Here is a 16,784-nt window from a genome sequence, read left to right as displayed (position 1 = left end):
GTTCGCTGGACTAGACCTTCCACTCGGATCGTCCGGCACGTTCCTGCCGGTAGAAGGGATTCACCACCATGGCTTCTGTCACCTTCGACAAGGCGACCCGCCTCTACCCGGGCGGCGACAAGCCCGCCGTCGACCAGCTGGAGCTGGAGATCGAGGACGGCGAGTTCCTCGTCCTCGTCGGCCCCTCCGGCTGCGGCAAGTCGACCTCCCTGCGCATGCTCGCGGGCCTGGAGGACGTCAACGGCGGCGCCATCCGCATCGGCGACCGCGACGTCACGCACCTGCCGCCCAAGGACCGGGACATCGCGATGGTGTTCCAGAACTACGCGCTGTACCCGCACATGACCGTCGCCGACAACATGGGCTTCGCGCTCAAGATCGCCGGTGAGGACAAGGCCACCATCCGCCGCAAGGTGGAGGAGGCGGCGAAGATGCTGGACCTGACCCAGTACCTCGACCGCAAGCCGAAGGCGCTCTCCGGCGGCCAGCGCCAGCGCGTCGCCATGGGCCGGGCCATCGTGCGCAAGCCGCAGGTCTTCCTCATGGACGAGCCGCTCTCGAACCTGGACGCCAAGCTCCGCGTGTCCACCCGCACCCAGATCGCGGCGCTCCAGCGCGACCTCGGCATCACCACCGTCTACGTCACCCACGACCAGGTCGAGGCGATGACGATGGGCGACCGCGTGGCGGTCCTCAAGGACGGCCTGCTTCAGCAGGTCGACACCCCGCGCAACATGTACGACCGGCCGGCGAACCTGTTCGTCGCCGGCTTCATCGGCTCGCCCGCCATGAACCTGGTCGAGGTGCCGATCACCGACGGCGGCGTGAAGTTCGGCGAGAGCGTCGTGCCGGTGTCACGCGAGGCGCTGTCCGCCGCCGCCGACGCGGGCGACCGTACGGTCACGGTCGGCGTGCGCCCCGAGCACTTCGACATCGGTGACACCGGCGGCCTGACGATCACCGTGAACGTGGTCGAGGAGCTGGGTGCCGACGGTTACGTCTACGGCAGCTGCGAGGGTCAGGACCTCGTGGTGCGCGTGAACGGCCGCCAGGTGCCCGAGAAGGGCTCCTCGCTGCACGTGGTGCCGCGCGGCGACGAGATCCACGTCTTCTCGACGTCCTCCGGCGCCCGCCTCTCCAACTAGGCGGCCGGCAGGGGCGTCCCGCCAAGGGACGCCCCTGCCCCGGCAGTTGCGGGAGTCACGCCTCACGAACCCTGGCAGACCGGGCCATTCGGCCGCACTCGTCAACCCCTGATTCGAAAAGCCACATCGAACCATCCCCCGACCGGGTGACTAAATGTCGCCAAATCTTCACCGAGCGCTACTCTCGCCCTCGTGACCCACACTGCCCGCCGTATCGGCCGTTCCCTCGCCCTGGTCCTGCCCGTCGTCCTGGTCCTGTCCGGGACCCTCGCGGTCACCATGGTCCCCTGGGCGGATCACTCCTCCCAGATCCTGACCGCCTCCGCCGAGGACGTCTCCGTCCCGAAGAAGCCGGCCGCCCCCCAGGACCTGCTGCGCGACAAGCTCCTCGGCGAGCTCCAGCAGGGCGAGCAGCCGGGCATCGTCCTGACGCACCTCCAGCAGGAGGTGAACGGCCGGCCGTCGCTGGCCGAGCACTGCGTGAGCATCGCGCGGGCGCTCGGGCGGGCCGCCGTGGAGGCGTACGGGCCGACGAAGGCCCAGTCCTACGCGCGCCCGGTCTGCGACACCTCGTACGCGTCGGGCGTCGCCTCGATGGGCTGACGGTCCGCCGCGCCTGCCCCGGCCGGGGCGGGGGCCGTCCCTACGCTGGCGGCCATGACCGACCTTCCCCCCGTACCACCCCAATCCACCGATGACGCAGCCGCGTTCCCGGCCCTCCCCTCCCAGGCGGTCGTCCTGGCGGGCGGGCAGGGGACGCGGCTGCGGCCGTACACGGACGACCGGCCGAAGCCGATGGTCGAGATCCCGGGGACCGGACTGCCCATCATCGGGCACCAGTTGGCGTGGCTGGCGGCGGAGGGGGTGACGGACGCCGTCGTCTCCTGCGGGCACCTCGCGGAGGTGCTCCAGGAGTGGCTGCGGTGCACCGTGCTGCCGCTGCGCGTGACGACGGTGGTGGAGGAGGTGCCGCTGGGGCGCGGGGGCGGTCTGAAGCACGCGGCCGCGCACCTGCCGCATCCGGAGCGGGCCTGGTACGCGGCCAACGGGGACGTGTGGACGCGGTTCCCGCTGCGGGAGATGGCGGCCTTCCACGCGGAGCGGGAGGCGACGGCGACGCTGGCGCTGGCGCGGCCGCGGATGCCGTGGGGGGTGGTGGAGACGAACGAGTTCGGGCAGGTGCTGGACTTCATCGAGGCTCCGCCGTCGCCTTATCCGATCAACGCCGGCGTGTACGTGTTCGCTCCCGAATTCGCCTCGCTGCTGCCGGACTTGGGGGACCACGAGCGGACGACGTTCCCGCGGCTGGCCCGCGAGCGGCGGCTGGCGGGCTTTCCGCTGCCGCAGGGGGCCTACTGGCGGGCGATCGACACGGCGAAGGACCTCAGCGAGGCGGCGCGGGAGTTGGCGGCACAGGGCGCCGTCTGAGCGGTTTCCGTGTTGCTACGTCTCCCCCGGCACCCGGCACCCGGCCCCCGGCCCCGGAGCGTACGGCCCCCGGCACGCGGAAGGGCCCGGCGCGCGGGGTGCGCGCCGGGCCCTCCTCGCCGGGTCGGGGCGGCTCAGCCGAGGAGGCCGCCGACCAGGCCGGGCTTCTTGGTCGGGGTGTCCCCGCCGGATCCGCTGCGGGTCCCCGAGGAGGTGGCCGGCGGCTGCTGCGGGCTGGACTGCTTCGGGGTGCTGCTCCGGGGGGTCTGGCTGCCGCTGCCGGAGCTCTTGGTGGCGCTGGGCGCCCCGGAGCCGGTCCCGGTGCCTCCGCGGGCCGGGGAACCGCTGCTGGTGCGGCCGGACTTGGCCGCGGGCTCGGAGGGTGCGGCGGAGGGCGAGGCCTGCTTCGAGGGCTGCTGCCTGGCCGGTGCGGGCTGCTTGGCGGGGGCCTGCGGGAGCGGGCTGCCGGGGAGGTAGTTGCTCGGGGCCTGGCCGGGGCCGGGCACGGTGACGACGGTGGAGGAGCGGACGGCCCCGCCGAGGAGGGAGCCGATGAGCAGGGTGAGCCCGCAGACGACGGTGGCCATGACGGCGCCGCGGCGCAGGACGCGCCGGCGCAGCCGCCAGACCTCGGAGCGGGGGCCGAGCGTGCGCCAGGCCTCCCCCGCGAGGCGTCCGTCGAGGGAGTAGACGGGCGCGCCGGCGATGATCAGGGGGCTCCAGGCGGCCAGGTAGATGATGTCGGGCGCGTCGTAGGCGGGGACGGTCTTCCAGCTGACCGTCATCAGCAGGGCGGCGGAGAGCAGGGCGCCGATGCAGGCGGCGAAGCGCTGCCAGAGCCCGAAGACGGTCAGGACGCCGACGATCACCTGGAGGAAGGCGACGCTGAGGCCGGCTCCCACGGGGTGGGCGAGGGCGAAGTCGCGCAGGGGCTCGGCCAGGGCCCAGGGGTGCAGGGTCCGGAGCCAGGTGACCATGGAGCCGCGTTCGCCGCCGTCGAAGTAGACGGGGTCGCACAGTTTGCCCATGCCGGCGTAGATGGAGATGAAGCCGAGGAAGACGCGCAGCGGGAGCAGCACGACGCCGAGGTTCATCCGGCGGCCGGGGTAGTAGGAGGCCTGGGCGCGGGCGTCCTGGGCGGGGCGCCGGCCGTCGGCGCCGACCTCGGGGTCGGGGCCCGTGTAGGGGCCGTCGTACGGCCCGTGGGGTTCGTACGGCTGGTGGGGCCGGCGCGGGAGGTCGCGCACGGCGGCGAGGGAGCGGGTCTCGTCGGGGTCGCCGTAGGTGCGCTGGCCGATGACGGTGGGGGTGGCGAGGGTGTCGTCGCCCAGGTCGTGCGCCAGGTCGATGCGGGGGATGGTCTGGGTGGCGGCTCCACCGTCGTAGTCGTCGCCGCGGCGGGCCTCCCGTACGGCCTGGAGGAGTCCTCCCGTGGCCGCGGCGTCGTCGCCGGGGGCGGACTTGCCGCTCCAGACGACGGGCGCGCGGCGCCGGGCGGCTCCGGCGGCCGCCACGGCGGCGGCGCCGAGGACGGGCGCGCGGCCGGGGGCATTCGCGGGCTTGGAACGCGCGCTCGGGCTCGGTGCGAGCCGCACGCGGAAGCTGGCGTGGTTGACGATGACCTGTGCGGGGTCGCACGGCACCTTGACCATGCTCAGCGCGGGCTGGTCGTCGAACCCTGACGTTCTGGTGTCCACACTCATCTAACCGAGTGACGGGTGGTTAGGACACTGCCTTGACACGAGGGATCTGTCCGAGACCCGTCAAGATCAAGTCGCCCCGCCCGGAAGGGGCGGGGCGACACGCTCACGGGTCATGTCCCGTGGGCCGAGTGGATCAGGCGGGGCGGCCGGCGGGTGCGGCCGTCCGGGTCAGGCGCGGCCGCGCTGGTCCCGCTTGCGCGCGGCCTCGTACAGCACGACACCGGCGGCGACGCCGGCGTTCAGGGACTCGGCACCGCCCGGCATGGGGATGCGGACGAGGTAGTCGCAGTTCTCGCCGACGAGGCGGCCGAGGCCCTTGCCCTCGGAGCCGACGACGATGACGACCGGGCCGGAGAGGGCTTCGAGGTCGCCGACGGTGTGCGTGCCCTCGGCGGCCAGGCCGACGACGGCGATGCCGGCCTTCTTGTACTCCTGCAGGGCGCGGGTGAGGTTGGTGACGCGGGAGACCGGGGTACGGGCGGCGGTGCCGGCGGAGGTCTTCCAGGCGCCGGCGGTCATGCCGGCGGCGCGGCGCTCGGGGATGACCACGCCGTGCCCGCCGAAGGCGGAGACGGAGCGGACGATCGCGCCGAGGTTGCGCGGGTCGGTGACGCCGTCGAGGGCGACGATCAGCGGGTCCTCGCCGTTGTCGTACGCGGCGGCGGTGAGATCCTCCGGGTGCGCGTACTCGTACGGGGGGACCTGGAGGACCAGGCCCTGGTGGTTGAGCCCGTTGGTCATGCGGTCGAGCTCGGGGCGCGGGGCTTCCATCAGGTTGATGTTGCCGCGCTCGGCCGCGAGCTGGAGGGCTTCGCGGACGCGCTCGTCGTTGTCGATGAACTGCTGGACGTAGAGGGTGGTGGCGGGGACGCCGTCGCGCAGCGCCTCGAAGACCGGGTTGCGGCCGACGACCATCTCGCTGGTGCCCTTGGGGCCGCCGCGGCGGGGGGCGGGGCGGCGCTTGGCGGCCTGGCGGGCCATGGCGTTCGCGATCCGGTTCGCCTTGTGCTTCTTGCGGTCCTCGGCCTTGGGCGTGGGGCCCTTGCCCTCCAGGCCCTTGCGCCGCTGCCCGCCGCTGCCGACCGTGGCGCCCTTCTTGTTGGACGTGCGGCGGTTCCTGCGCTGGCTGTTCCCGGCCATGACCTCTACCTGTTTTCGTTGGTGCTGCGATATGTACGTATGAAGAGTGTGCCGCCCGGACGGCCGGGCGGCCACCACGTGCGTCCGGCGGTCAGCGGGGGCCGAGCGACCAGCGCGGGCCGGCCGGGCCGTCCTCGATGACCAGGCCGGACTGCTGGAGCTGGTCGCGGATGGCGTCGGCGGTCGCCCAGTCCTTGCGGGCGCGCGCGGACTCGCGCTGCTCCAGGACCAGCCGTACGAGGGTGTCGACGGCCCCGTGGAGGTCCTCGCCGCGGTCGGCCTCGCCCGCCCAGTGCGGGTCGAGCGGGTCCAGGCCGAGGACGCCGAGCATGGCCCGCACCTCCGACAGGCGGGCGATCGCCGCGTCCTTGTCGTCGGCGGCCAGCGCGCTGTTGCCCTGGCGGACCGTGGTGTGGACGATGGCCAGCGCCTGCGGGACGCCCAGGTCGTCGTCCATCGCCTCGGCGAAGGCCGGCGGGACCTCGGCGGCGGCCTCGACGGTGCCGCCCGCCTTCTCGATGACGCGCTGGTAGAAGCCCTCGATGCGGGCGAAGGCGGACTCCGCCTCGCGCAGCGCCTCCTCGCTGTACTCGATCATCGACCGGTAGTGCGGGGTGCCGAGGTAGTAGCGCAGGACGATGGGGCGCCACTGCCTGACCATCTCGGAGACGAGGACCGAGTTGCCGAGGGACTTCGACATCTTCTCGCCCGACATGGTGACCCAGGCGTTGTGCACCCAGTAGTGCGCGAACTCGTCGCCGTAGGCCTTGGCCTGGGCGATCTCGTTCTCGTGGTGCGGGAAGACCAGGTCGATGCCGCCGCCGTGGATGTCGAAGGCCGTGCCGAGGTACTTGTGCACCATCGCGGAGCACTCCAGGTGCCAGCCGGGGCGGCCGCGGCCCCAGGGGGTCTCCCAGGACGGCTCGCCGGGCTTGGCGGACTTCCACATGGCGAAGTCGCGGGGGTCGCGCTTGCCGGTCTCGCCGGTGGACTCCGGCTGGCGGATGTTGTCCAGCTCCTGGCGGGACAGCGCGAGGTAGCCGGGGTACGACTTCACGTCGAAGTAGACGTTGCCCTCGGACTCGTAGGCGTGGCCGCGCTCGATGAGCCCGCGCATCATCTCGACCATCTCGGTGACGTGTCCGGTCGCGCGGGGCTCGTAGGTGGGCGGCAGGCAGCCGAGGGCGCTGTAGCCCTCGTTGAAGGCGCGCTCGTTCTCGTAGCCGATGGACCACCAGGGGCGGCCCTGCTCGGCGGACTTCGCGATGATCTTGTCGTCGATGTCGGTGACGTTGCGGACGAAGGTGACGTCGTAGCCGCGGTAGGTGAACCAGCGGCGCATCATGTCGAAGTTGAGGCCGGAGCGGATGTGCCCGATGTGCGGGGCCGCCTGCACGGTCGCGCCACACAGGTAGATCGAGACGCAGCCCTGGACGAGCGGGACGAAGTCACGGATCTGCCGGGCGCTGGTGTCGTACAGGCGAATAGTCACGGCATCCAGGGTAGTGCGCCTGCGGCAGTGCCCCGCGACCGTTTGAGGCCACCCGGACGGTTTGTTGCCGAAGAGGTGACGTCCGGGCCCGCCCCCGCGTTCCCGTACGTCGTACTCAGCCCCGGTTCGTCCGGTAGACGAGGGCGGTGGCGATGGCGGCGAGCCCTTCGGCGCGGCCGGTGAGGCCGAGGCCGTCGGTGGTGGTGCCGGAGACGGAGACGGGGGCGCCCGCCGCCGCCGCGAGCGCCTTCTGTGCTTCCTCGCGCCGTTTGCCGATCTTCGGACGCACCCCGATCACCTGGACGGCGATGTTGCCGATCTCGAAGCCCTCGGCGCGCACGATCCGGGCGGCCTCCGCCAGGAGGGTGACCCCGGCGGCGCCGGACCACTCGGGGCGGGAGGTGCCGAAGTGCGCACCGAGGTCGCCGACGCCGGCGGCGGAGAAGAGGGCGTCGCAGGCGGCGTGGGCCGCGACGTCGCCGTCGGAGTGGCCGGCCAGGCCGTCCTCGCCCTCCCACAGCAGGCCGGCGCACCACAGTTCGCGGCCGGTCTCGAAGGCGTGCACGTCGGTGCCGATGCCGACGAGCGGGACGAGGGGCAGGTCAGTAGACATCGGTGGCCCTCCTGCGGGCGAGTACGGCTTCGGCGAGGACCAGGTCGAGCGGGCGGGTGACCTTGAAGGCCTCCTCGTGTCCGGGGACGGTCACCACGGTGACCCCGGTGCGCTCCACCATGCCCGCGTCGTCGGTGGCGCCCTCGCCGCTGACGGCGATGGCCTCGTGCGCGCGCAGCAGGGTGGCGAGGTCGAAGCCCTGCGGGGTCTGCACGGCGCGCAGCCGGGCCCGCTCGGGCGTGGCGACGACCGGCTCGGGCTCGCCGGGCGGGCCGGGCTCGACCTCCTTGACGGTGTCGGCCAGGGGCAGTGCGGGGACCACGGCGGGGGCTCCGCCGCGGACGGCTTCGACGACCGCGTCCACGGTGTCGACGGGGACCAGCGGGCGGGCCGCGTCGTGGATGAGGACGGAGGTGATGTCGGCCGGGAGGGCGTCCAGGCCGGCGCGCACGGACTCCTGGCGGGTGTCGCCGCCGGGGACGACCAGGACCTCGGTGCGGTCGGGCAGGGCGTGCTCGTCCAGGAGGTGGCGCACCTCGGCGGCGCCGTCGGGCGGGGCGACGACGACGACCAGGGCGACGGCGCGGGAGCGGGCCATGGCGCGGACGGCGTGGATCAGCATCGGGGTCCCGCCGAGGGCCCGCAGGGCCTTGGGGGCGCCGGGGCCGAGGCGTACCCCGCGGCCGGCGGCCGGGATCACCGCGGCGGTGCGGTGGGGGCGCGATTCGTCAGACATCAGGAGCTCCGAGCCAGGTTTCCGAGCCAGGTTTGTGACTTCGGGCGACATGGGTATGGCCTTGGGCGTGGCTGGTGGGCGCCGGGTGGACAGGACCGGTGGGCGGGGCCGGGTGCGGACGTCCGGGCGTGGCGGCCCGGGTGGATGCGGGGTCCGGGTGCGGCGTCCGGCGTGTTGCGGGTGTTGCGCGTGTTCACCAGCCGGGTGCGCGGTTAAGGGTGCGCGCGGCCGGGCAGGGGCAGGTGGTGGGAGCGGGTGCAGACATGCCGCAGCGCCCGGCAACGGCCCTCTCGTTGGGAGAGAGGGCGAGTCATCGGGCACCGCGGCACACTGTGGCCGGTTCGAGCGTCAGGACGCAAGAACCTCGTCGAGGAGGGCCTCAGCCTTGTCCTCGTTGGTGTTCTCGGCGAGCGCGAGCTCGCTCACCAGGATCTGACGCGCCTTCGCGAGCATGCGCTTCTCACCAGCGGAGAGACCGCGCTCGCGCTCACGACGCCACAGGTCACGCACTACTTCCGCGACCTTGATGACATCGCCAGAAGCGAGCTTCTCCAGATTCGCCTTGTAACGACGGGACCAGTTCGTGGGCTCTTCTGCGTACGGTGCGCGGAGCACCTCGAAGACCCGGTCCAGCCCGTCCTGGCCGACTACGTCGCGAACGCCGACGAACTCCGCATTGTCCGCAGGCACACGAACCGTCAGGTCGCCCTGGGCGACCTTGAGCACCAAGTAGGTCTTGTCCACGCCTTTGATCTGGCGAGTTTCGATGGCCTCGATCAGCGCGGCCCCGTGATGGGGATAGACCACGGTGTCGCCAACCTTGAACGTCATGTGACAGGTACCCCTTCCGTGGCTATCCAGGGTAACACGAGAACTGACTGTTATGAATGGCGTTTTCGCAGGTCAGGGCACATCTCGGGGCTTGACAACAGCGACACGAACGTGCTGCGGAAGGCTTCCGGAAGGGGGTATTCGCAGGTCGGAGGCGCTGTGCGGACCGGGCGAAACGGCCACGTTACACCTGGCGGTCACGGCCACGAGTGTGACGTACGTCCCGTTTTGCCGGGTTCCCGGACCGGAAACCGAAGTACTCCGTTCGACTGGCGGCCGCCCGTACGCAGTGGGTTCCGGCCCAATCTGGAATTGATCACGGACCGCGTTCGAGGGAATCCCGGAATTGATCACGCGGCGCTCCCGGACGGGATAGCGGAATGCAAGATCGCGGGGACGGCGCAGCGCGGTGCGCGCCCTGCGGAGGGTCGGGTGCGGGGGCGGGGCGGCGGCTCGGTAACCTAAGCCCGCTGACACACCCTTAGGGCGGCTTTACCTCAGCCGCTCTGAGTGCCTGTACCCGTCCCGTCCGTACGTCCAAGGAGTTGCCGCCGCCGTGAGCCGCAGCCTTCGACGCGGCGCTCTCGCCGCTACCGCCGTCGTGTTCTCGCTCGCCTCGCTCGCCGCGTGCGGCGCGGGCAACGACGCGCAGACTCTCGAGATCAAGCCGGACAACGCCGCTGTCACCAAGGGCGACATCAAGATCCAGAACGCCCTGGTGATCACCAAGGGCGAGAAGGACAAGAAGGGCCCGGCCGCCGTCTCGGCGACCGTGTTCAACGCCGGCAACAAGCCCCAGACCCTGGACGGGATCACCCTCGCGGGTGGCAAGTCCAAGGTCGTCCTGAAGCCCGCCGAGGGCTCCGGCAAGGTCACCGTGCCCGCCGGCGGCTCCGTGGTGCTGGGCGGCAAGGGCAACGCCTCCGCCGTGGTCGAGGGCGGCCGCGAGGCCGTCAAGAACGGCGACGTGCAGAAGGTCGTCTTCCAGCTGAGCAGCACGGGCGACGTGGAGATGGACGCGCTGGTCGTCCCGGCCGCCGGCATGTACGTCGGCTACGGCCCGACCGAGGCTCCGGTCGCGGCCCCCGGCGGCGCCCCGTCGGGCAGCCCCTCGGGTTCGCCCTCCCCGGCCGTCTCGGGCTCCCCCGCCCCGTCGGGCTCCCCGGCCGCCGGCGCCACCCCGTCGGGTGCCGCCTCGGGCTCGGCCTCCGCGTCGCCGTCGCGCAGCGCCGGCCACTGAGCGCCGTACCGCAGCCGTAAAGAGGGGAAGGGCCCCAGCCGCATCGCGGCTGGGGCCCTTCCCCGTGTGGCGTGAGGCCCGGCCGGGCCGCCGTCGGTCTACGGCCTATGGCCTACGGCTCGAACTTGTAGCCCAGGCCGCGGACGGTCACCAGGTAGCGCGGCGCGCCGGGATCGGGCTCGATCTTGGCGCGCAGGCGCTTGACGTGGACATCGAGGGTTTTGGTGTCGCCGACGTAGTCCGCGCCCCAGACCCGGTCGATCAGCTGCATGCGGGTCAGCACGCGTCCCGCGTTCCGCAGGAGCATCTCGAGCAGGTCGAACTCCTTCAGCGGGAGGTCCACCTTGGCCCCGCCGACGGTGACCACGTGCCGGTCCACGTCCATCCGTACGGGGCCCGCCTCCAGGGCCGCCGGGGTGACCTCCTCCGGCTCGCCGCGGCGGCGCAGCACCGCGCGGATGCGGGCGACCAGTTCCCGGGAGGAGAAGGGCTTCGTGACGTAGTCGTCGGCTCCTATCTCCAGGCCGACGACCTTGTCGATCTCGCTGTCCTTGGCGGTCACCATGATCACGGGGACGTTGGAGCGGCCGCGCAGCTGCCGGCAGACCTCGGTGCCCGGCAGACCGGGCAGCATCAGGTCCAGGAGGACGAGGTCGGCGCCGTTGCGCTCGAACTCGTCGAGCCCGTCGGGCCCCGTCGCGGCGATCGCGACCTCGAAGCCTTCCTTGCGGAGCATGTAGGACAGGGCGTCGCTGAAGGATTCCTCATCCTCGACGACGAGCACTCGGGTCACGGAAGGACCTCCGGGGCAGGAATGACTGGTTCTGGGTCAAGCAGGGGTCTGGCGGGTCCGGGGGCGGTCGCCGGGGCCGGCGCGGCCGCCTCGGGAAGGCGCAGGGTGAACGTGGAGCCCTGGCCCTCGGAGCTCCATACCGACACCTCCCCGCCGTGCGAGGCCGCCACGTGCTTCACGATGGCGAGGCCCAGTCCGGTTCCTCCCGTGGCGCGGGAGCGGGCCGGGTCGACGCGGTAGAAGCGCTCGAAGATCCGCTCGCGGTCCTTCTCCGGGATGCCGATGCCCTGGTCGGTCACGGCGATCTCGATCAAGTCTCCCCCCGGCGCGGTCACCCGGCGCGCGGCGATGCCGACGCGGGTGCGGGCGGGGCTGTAGTTGACGGCGTTCTCCACGAGGTTCCCGAGGGCGGCGGCCAGCTGGCCCCGGTTGCCCCAGACGCGCAGGTCGGCGGTGCCTCCCGCGGCCATGGTGATCTGCTTGGAGGTGGCCGTGTGGCGGCAGCGGTCGATGGCCTCCGCCACGAGCGTGTCCACGCGTACGGGCTCGGCGTCCTCCAGCGGGTCGTCGTTCTGCACCCGGGAGAGGTCGATGAGCTCCTGTACGAGGTTGATCAGGCGGGTGGCCTCGATCTGCATGCGGCCCGCGAAGCGGCTGACCGCCTCGGGGTCGTCGGCGGCGTCCATGACCGCCTCGGAGAGCAGGGAGATCGCGCCGACCGGGGTCTTCAGCTCGTGCGAGACGTTGGCGACGAAGTCGCGGCGGACCGCTTCGATGCGGCGCGCCTCGGTGAGGTCCTCGACCAGCAGGAGCACCAGGCGGGAGCCGAGGGGGGCGACGCGGGCGGAGACCGCGAGGGCCTCGCCCCGGCCGGTGCCGCGCCGGGGCAGGTCGAGCTCGACCTGGCGTATCTCGCCGTCGCGGCGGGTGTCGCGGGCCATGTGGAGCATGGGCTCCACGGCCAGCTTGCCGCCGCGGACCAGCCCGAGGGCGTACGCGGCCGAGCTGGCCTTGACCACGGCGTCGCCCTCGTCGAGGACGACGGCGGAGGAGCGGAGCACGGAGAGGACGGTGTCCACGCCGGGCGGGAGCACCGCGTTGATGTCGGGGCGCATGGAGCTCCGGGTGGGGCGGGCCTGGTCGCGCTCGCTCCAGCGGAACGCCAGCATGGCGATGACGCCGGTACAGAGACCGGCGATCGCCGCAGCTGCGGCGACCGCCGCGTTCACGTCCATGGATCCAGGTTAAGCAGGCCGGAGGACACTTCCACAGCCGTTCGGGTGGCACCTCGAACAGTCGTCGCCCAGAGTTCACCCTGACGACGGGGTTGATTCATGTGGGGTGCCGGAGTCGGACGCGTTGGCGACGGAACGTGCAACCGTGGGGATGACCGCCCACGCGACAGCAGTGACGAGCCGGCAAGCAGGCAAGAGAGGGACACCATGCGCGACGCGTACCACGAGGAACTGGACTCGATCGGAGAAAGCCTGGTCGAGATGGCCCGGCTCGTCGGTTCCGCGATCGGGCGGGCCACCACCTCCATGCTGGACGCCGACCTGAAGCTCGCGGAGAGCGTCATCGCCGCCGACCAGAAGGTGGACGACCTCCAGCACGACCTGGAGGCCCGGGCCATCGCGCTGCTGGCCCGCCAGCAGCCGGTCGCCACCGACCTGCGCATCGTGGTGACCTCGCTTCGGATGAGCGCCGACCTGGAGCGCTCGGGCGACCTGGCGCAGCACGTGGCGAAGCTGGCCCGGCTGCGCTTCCCGGACAGGGCGGTGCCGCGCGACCTGCACGCGACGATCCTGGAGATGGGGCAGCTGGCGCAGCGGCTGATGGCGAAGGCGGCCGAGGTCATCATCACCAAGGACGTGGACCTGGCGCTCCAGCTGGAGCAGGACGACGACGAGATGGACCAGCTCCACCGCACCCTCTTCCAGCACCTGATGGACGACCGCTGGAAGCACGGCATCGAGACGGCCGTCGACGTGACGCTGCTGGGCCGCTACTACGAGCGGTTCGCGGACCACGCGGTGTCGGTGGCCAAGCGCGTGGTGTACCTGGTGACGGGCGAGCACGCGGACGAGCTCCAGCACCCAACGCAGGTCGAGGGCGTCTGACCCCCTCGCGGCGGCACGCCCCAATGCGCCGTTGACGCGCCGGTGCGGCTGGGCATGAATGAGGCGAAGGCACCACGACTTCCCGTACGCCGCCTGCGAGGAGGCACCATGCCCGAAACCCCTGTCCCCATCACGCCCGACCAGGAGCCGCCGCCCCGTCCGGAGCCGCTGCGCCTGCCGCTGCTCGCGGCCTGCGGCTGCGGCTCGGGCTGCGGCTGCGGCTGCCAGTCCGGCGCCCCCTGCCAGTGCGGCGGCTGACCGGCCGCCGCCGAGGAGGGCCCCGTCCGTCCCGGACGGGGCCCTCTTCGTATGCGGGTTGCTCCGAGGGCGGGCGCGGTCAGTCCGCCCGGCGGACCAGGCCGGCCATCGGGGAGCGGGAGGTCCAGCCCAGGGCCTCGTACAGGGCCCTGCCGTCCGGCGTGGCCACCAGTACCCCGTCCCGCGCCCCGGCCTCCCGGGCGGTGTTCTGCAGCGTGCGCATCACCAGGGCGCCCAGGCCCCGGCGCCGCTGGTCCGCAGCGGTCTCGATCTGGTCCGGCACCGCGGTGCGGCCGGCCAGGCCCGCCTGGCCCCTCGCCGCCAGCCGCCCGTCCCCGGCCCGGACCAGGACCTTGATCACACCGCCTCGGGTCCAGGTCGTCACGGTGTACCCGGCCGGCGGCGGCCCGGCCGGCGCCGGGGCGAGCGGCAGGGTCATCAGGAAGCCGGGGACGTCCGTCTCCCATCCGTCCCCCGCCCAGGGCCGGACGACCTCGTCCGGGGCGAAGAGCTTGAGCCAGGTGGCCGCGGGGGCGGTGGCGGCGAGCTTGCGGACATCGGCCTCGGCGGGCACGGGCAGCACGTGCCGGACGACCTCCTTGGGCAGCCCGACGGCGACCGTCCACCCCCACGGTTCCCCGACCGGATCGGCCGCGCCGCGCGAAACGGTCCAGCCGTCGACCCACTGCTTCACCCAGCCGGTGATCTGCTCCTCGGACACGACTCCCCCTGCGTAATGATCCATTGCCAGCAGGGGCCATTACACCACCACCCCCGCCCCGCCGAAACAGCCAACGCCCCGCACACGACAACGCCCCCCACCGGCGCCGTACGCGCGGGGTGGGGGGCGTGCTCGCGAGAGGTGCTACTTCTTGCCCTGGTTCTTCACCGCTTCGATGGCGGCCGCGGCGGCGGTCGGGTCGAGGTAGGTGCCGCCCGGGGTGAGGGGCTTGAAGTCGGCGTCCAGCTCGTAGGCGAGCGGGATGCCGGTGGGGATGTTCAGGCCCGCGATGTCGGCGTCGGAGATGCCGTCCAGGTGCTTGACCAGGGCGCGGAGGCTGTTGCCGTGCGCGGCGACGAGGACCGTGCGGCCGTCCAGCAGGTCCGGGACGATCGCGTCGTACCAGTACGGCAGCATGCGGACGACGACGTCCTTGAGGCACTCGGTGCGCGGGCGCAGCTCCGGCGGGATCGAGGCGTAGCGCGGGTCGTCCGACTGGGAGAACTCCGTGCCGTCCTCGAGGGCCGGCGGCGGGGTGTCGTACGAGCGGCGCCACAGCATGAACTGCTCCTCGCCGAACTCGGCGAGCGTCTGGGCCTTGTCCTTGCCCTGGAGGGCACCGTAGTGGCGCTCGTTCAGGCGCCAGGAGCGGTGGACGGGGATCCAGTGGCGGTCGGCGGCCTCCAGCGCGAGCTGGGAGGTGCGGATCGCGCGCTTCTGGAGGGAGGTGTGCACGACATCGGGGAGCAGGCCGGCGTCCTTGAGCAGCTCACCGCCGCGGACCGCCTCCTTCTCGCCCTTCTCGTTGAGGTTGACGTCCACCCAGCCGGTGAACAGGTTCTTCGCGTTCCACTCGCTCTCGCCGTGGCGGAGGAGGATCAGCTTGTACGGTGCGTCGGCCATGCGTACGAGCCTAATGGACGCCGTGGGGCGCCCGTGGCCCCCGATTGACGGTCGGCGTCAATCCAGTGGACGGCGGCGGGCGGCGTTCGTAATGTGCCCAGGGAGCCAGGGGTACTTACATCATCGGGGGGAACCGCATGTCCGCTGCCAGTCTGAGACGGGCTGCCCGGGAGAGCGTGTCGGGTCTGCCGCGCGCGTTCTGGTGGCTGTGGGCCAGCACGCTGGTCAACCGGCTCGGGGCCTTCGTCGCGACCTTCATGACCTTGTACCTGACCCTGGACCGGGGCTACTCGGCGTCCTTCGCGGGACTCGTGGTCGCCCTGCACGGCCTGGGCGGGGTGGTGTCCTCGCTGGTGGCGGGTGTGATGGCCGACCGGCTGGGGCGGCGGCCGACGCTGTTGGCGGCGCAGGCCTCGACGGCGTTCTCGGTGGCGCTGCTGGGGTTCATGGAGCACCCGGCGGCGATCGCGGCGGTGGCGGGGCTGGTGGGGATGACCTCGAACGCCTCGCGCCCGGCGGTCTCGGCGATGATGGCGGACATCGTCCGGCCTGAGGACCGCGTACGGGCCTTCGCGCTGAACTACTGGGCCATCAACCTCGGCTTCGGGATCAGCTCGGTGATCGCCGGGGTGGTGGCGGAGTACAGCTACCTGGCCGGCTTCCTGGGCGAGGCCGCGCTGACGCTGCTGTGCGCGGTGCTGGTCTTCGTGAAGCTGCCGGAGTCGCGGCCCGTGAAGGAGGCGGCGGCCAAGGGGGCGGAGCCGGAGACCGGGCTGGGGACCGTGCTGCGCGACGGGCGGTTCATGGCGGTGGTCGGACTGTCCTTCCTGATCTCGCTGATCTTCACGCAGGGCTCGGTGGGCCTGCCGGTGGCGATGGGCCGGGCCGGCTTCTCGCCCGGCGACTACGGACTGGTCATCGCGGCGAACGGGCTGCTGATCGTGCTGCTCCAGATCCCGGTGACCCGTTTCATCGAGCACCGCGACCCGCGCCGGCTGCTGGTGGTCTCGGCGCTGCTGGCGGGGTACGGCTTCGCGATGACGGCCTTCGCCGGGGCGCTGTGGGCGTACGCGCTGACGGTGTGCGTGTGGACGCTGGCGGAGATCGTGAACTCGCCGACGCAGATGGGGCTGGTGGTGCGGTTGTCGCCGGTGCACGGTCGGGGCCGGTACCAGGGGATGTACACGATGTCGTGGTCGGTGGCGGCGCTGGTGGCTCCGCTGATGGCGGGGTTCGTGATCGACCGGTACGGCGCGGGGTGGCTGTGGGGTGTCACGGGCGCGCTGGGCACGGTGGCGGCGGCGGGGTACGGGCTGCTGATGCGGAAGCTCCCGGAGGGGGCGGGGGCGGCGGTGGCTGCGCCGGTGGCTGCGCCTGCGCCGGTACCGGTTGCGGAGCCGGTGGCGGTGGCGGTGGCTGCGCCGGTGGAGGTCGCGGAGCCGGCCGGTACGGCCGCGGCTCCGGGTGCGGTCGCCGCCGAGGCGTAGCCGGCCGTCTCCGGTGCCCGGTCGGGCGGGCCGCTGCGCGGAGCTGTCCCCTACCCGCCCTTCCCCCGTTCCCCGGGCTCTGCCCGGACCCGCGCCTCAAACGCCGGCGGGGCTGGGTGCGGCACGCAGCCGGACGGGCGCAGCCCCCGGAGAAGAGGCCAAGGACCGGACGCG

General features: G+C 72.5%; 17 protein-coding genes. 7 read left to right on the top strand and 10 right to left on the bottom strand.

The features are described from left to right. The first annotated feature begins 68 nt into the window (after window positions 1-68). From ACZ501_RS29520 to ACZ501_RS29510, 3 genes are all read left to right on the top strand, one after another. Complete coding sequence (locus ACZ501_RS29520) at window positions 69-1,145, top strand: ABC transporter ATP-binding protein (RefSeq protein ID WP_361598474.1); 1,077 nt, start codon at window positions 69-71, stop codon at window positions 1,143-1,145. A gap of 192 nt (window positions 1,146-1,337) precedes the next feature. Further along, the gene (locus ACZ501_RS29515) at window positions 1,338-1,748 is read left to right on the top strand and encodes a hypothetical protein (protein WP_361598471.1); all 411 of its coding nucleotides are present in this window, start codon (window positions 1,338-1,340) and stop codon (window positions 1,746-1,748) included. 54 nt (window positions 1,749-1,802) lie between these two features. Further along, window positions 1,803-2,573, top strand: a complete 771-nt coding sequence (locus ACZ501_RS29510; RefSeq protein ID WP_468799522.1) for a nucleotidyltransferase family protein — start codon at window positions 1,803-1,805, stop codon at window positions 2,571-2,573. A gap of 134 nt (window positions 2,574-2,707) precedes the next feature. Here ACZ501_RS29510 and ACZ501_RS29505 read toward each other — a convergent pair whose 3' ends face one another. The 6 genes from ACZ501_RS29505 to ACZ501_RS29480 form a co-directional block, all read right to left on the bottom strand. Then, window positions 2,708-4,276: a DoxX family protein gene (locus ACZ501_RS29505; RefSeq protein WP_361598465.1), complete on the bottom strand. Its 1,569-nt coding sequence runs from the start codon at window positions 4,274-4,276 to the stop codon at window positions 2,708-2,710. A gap of 168 nt (window positions 4,277-4,444) precedes the next feature. After that, on the bottom strand, window positions 4,445-5,416 hold the full coding sequence (rlmB, locus tag ACZ501_RS29500) for a 23S rRNA (guanosine(2251)-2'-O)-methyltransferase RlmB (protein ID WP_361598462.1): 972 nt from the start codon (window positions 5,414-5,416) through the stop codon (window positions 4,445-4,447). 91 nt (window positions 5,417-5,507) lie between these two features. Then, complete coding sequence (cysS, locus tag ACZ501_RS29495) at window positions 5,508-6,908, bottom strand: cysteine--tRNA ligase (RefSeq protein WP_468799520.1); 1,401 nt, start codon at window positions 6,906-6,908, stop codon at window positions 5,508-5,510. A gap of 115 nt (window positions 6,909-7,023) precedes the next feature. Further along, window positions 7,024-7,521, bottom strand: coding sequence for a 2-C-methyl-D-erythritol 2,4-cyclodiphosphate synthase (gene ispF / locus ACZ501_RS29490; RefSeq protein WP_361598456.1), 498 nt, complete (start codon window positions 7,519-7,521; stop codon window positions 7,024-7,026). Beyond that, window positions 7,511-8,257 (bottom strand): 2-C-methyl-D-erythritol 4-phosphate cytidylyltransferase, encoded by a 747-nt coding sequence (gene ispD, locus ACZ501_RS29485; RefSeq protein WP_361598453.1) that lies wholly within the window; start codon window positions 8,255-8,257, stop codon window positions 7,511-7,513. Before ispD ends, ispF begins: the two co-directional genes overlap by 11 nt. 348 nt (window positions 8,258-8,605) lie before the next feature. Next, a complete protein-coding gene (locus ACZ501_RS29480; protein WP_003953493.1) occupies window positions 8,606-9,088 on the bottom strand; it encodes a CarD family transcriptional regulator in 483 nt (160 codons plus the stop codon). A gap of 556 nt (window positions 9,089-9,644) precedes the next feature. On the opposite strand from ACZ501_RS29480, the gene ACZ501_RS29475 reads away from it, so the two are divergent. After that, window positions 9,645-10,328, top strand: coding sequence for a DUF461 domain-containing protein (locus ACZ501_RS29475; protein ID WP_361598450.1), 684 nt, complete (start codon window positions 9,645-9,647; stop codon window positions 10,326-10,328). 112 nt (window positions 10,329-10,440) lie between these two features. Here ACZ501_RS29475 and phoP read toward each other — a convergent pair whose 3' ends face one another. Beyond that, entirely contained in the window at window positions 10,441-11,112 is a 672-nt protein-coding gene (gene phoP, locus ACZ501_RS29470; protein ID WP_467644498.1) for a two-component system response regulator PhoP, read from the bottom strand. A gap of 5 nt (window positions 11,113-11,117) precedes the next feature. Continuing rightward, window positions 11,118-12,356 carry a two-component system sensor histidine kinase PhoR gene (phoR, locus tag ACZ501_RS29465; protein ID WP_361610414.1) on the bottom strand — a complete coding sequence of 413 codons (1,239 nt, stop codon included), beginning with the start codon at window positions 12,354-12,356 and terminating at the stop codon, window positions 11,118-11,120. Window positions 12,357-12,563: 207 nt separating this feature from the next. Here phoR and phoU point away from each other — a divergent pair, with 207 nt between their 5' ends. Together phoU and ACZ501_RS29455 are read left to right on the top strand one after the other, a co-directional pair. Further along, complete coding sequence (phoU, locus tag ACZ501_RS29460; protein WP_361610415.1) at window positions 12,564-13,241, top strand: phosphate signaling complex protein PhoU; 678 nt, start codon at window positions 12,564-12,566, stop codon at window positions 13,239-13,241. Between the two features lie 108 nt (window positions 13,242-13,349). Beyond that, window positions 13,350-13,499: a hypothetical protein gene (locus ACZ501_RS29455; protein ID WP_468799518.1), complete on the top strand. Its 150-nt coding sequence runs from the start codon at window positions 13,350-13,352 to the stop codon at window positions 13,497-13,499. Window positions 13,500-13,578: 79 nt separating this feature from the next. Here ACZ501_RS29455 and ACZ501_RS29450 read toward each other — a convergent pair whose 3' ends face one another. Together ACZ501_RS29450 and ACZ501_RS29445 are read right to left on the bottom strand one after the other, a co-directional pair. Next, window positions 13,579-14,220 carry a GNAT family N-acetyltransferase gene (locus ACZ501_RS29450; RefSeq protein ID WP_361610418.1) on the bottom strand — a complete coding sequence of 214 codons (642 nt, stop codon included), beginning with the start codon at window positions 14,218-14,220 and terminating at the stop codon, window positions 13,579-13,581. Between the two features lie 144 nt (window positions 14,221-14,364). Next, window positions 14,365-15,123, bottom strand: a complete 759-nt coding sequence (locus ACZ501_RS29445; protein ID WP_361610419.1) for a phosphoglyceromutase — start codon at window positions 15,121-15,123, stop codon at window positions 14,365-14,367. A 137-nt stretch (window positions 15,124-15,260) separates the two neighbouring features. Here ACZ501_RS29445 and ACZ501_RS29440 point away from each other — a divergent pair, with 137 nt between their 5' ends. Continuing rightward, a complete protein-coding gene (locus tag ACZ501_RS29440) occupies window positions 15,261-16,610 on the top strand; it encodes an MDR family MFS transporter (RefSeq protein ID WP_468799516.1) in 1,350 nt (449 codons plus the stop codon). Window positions 16,611-16,784: the final 174 nt, after the last annotated feature.

The organism is Streptomyces sp. NPDC034085, from assembly GCF_055575555.1.
Note: the sequence above shows the minus strand (reverse complement) of the source record. Positions and strands in the feature narration are given on the sequence as shown.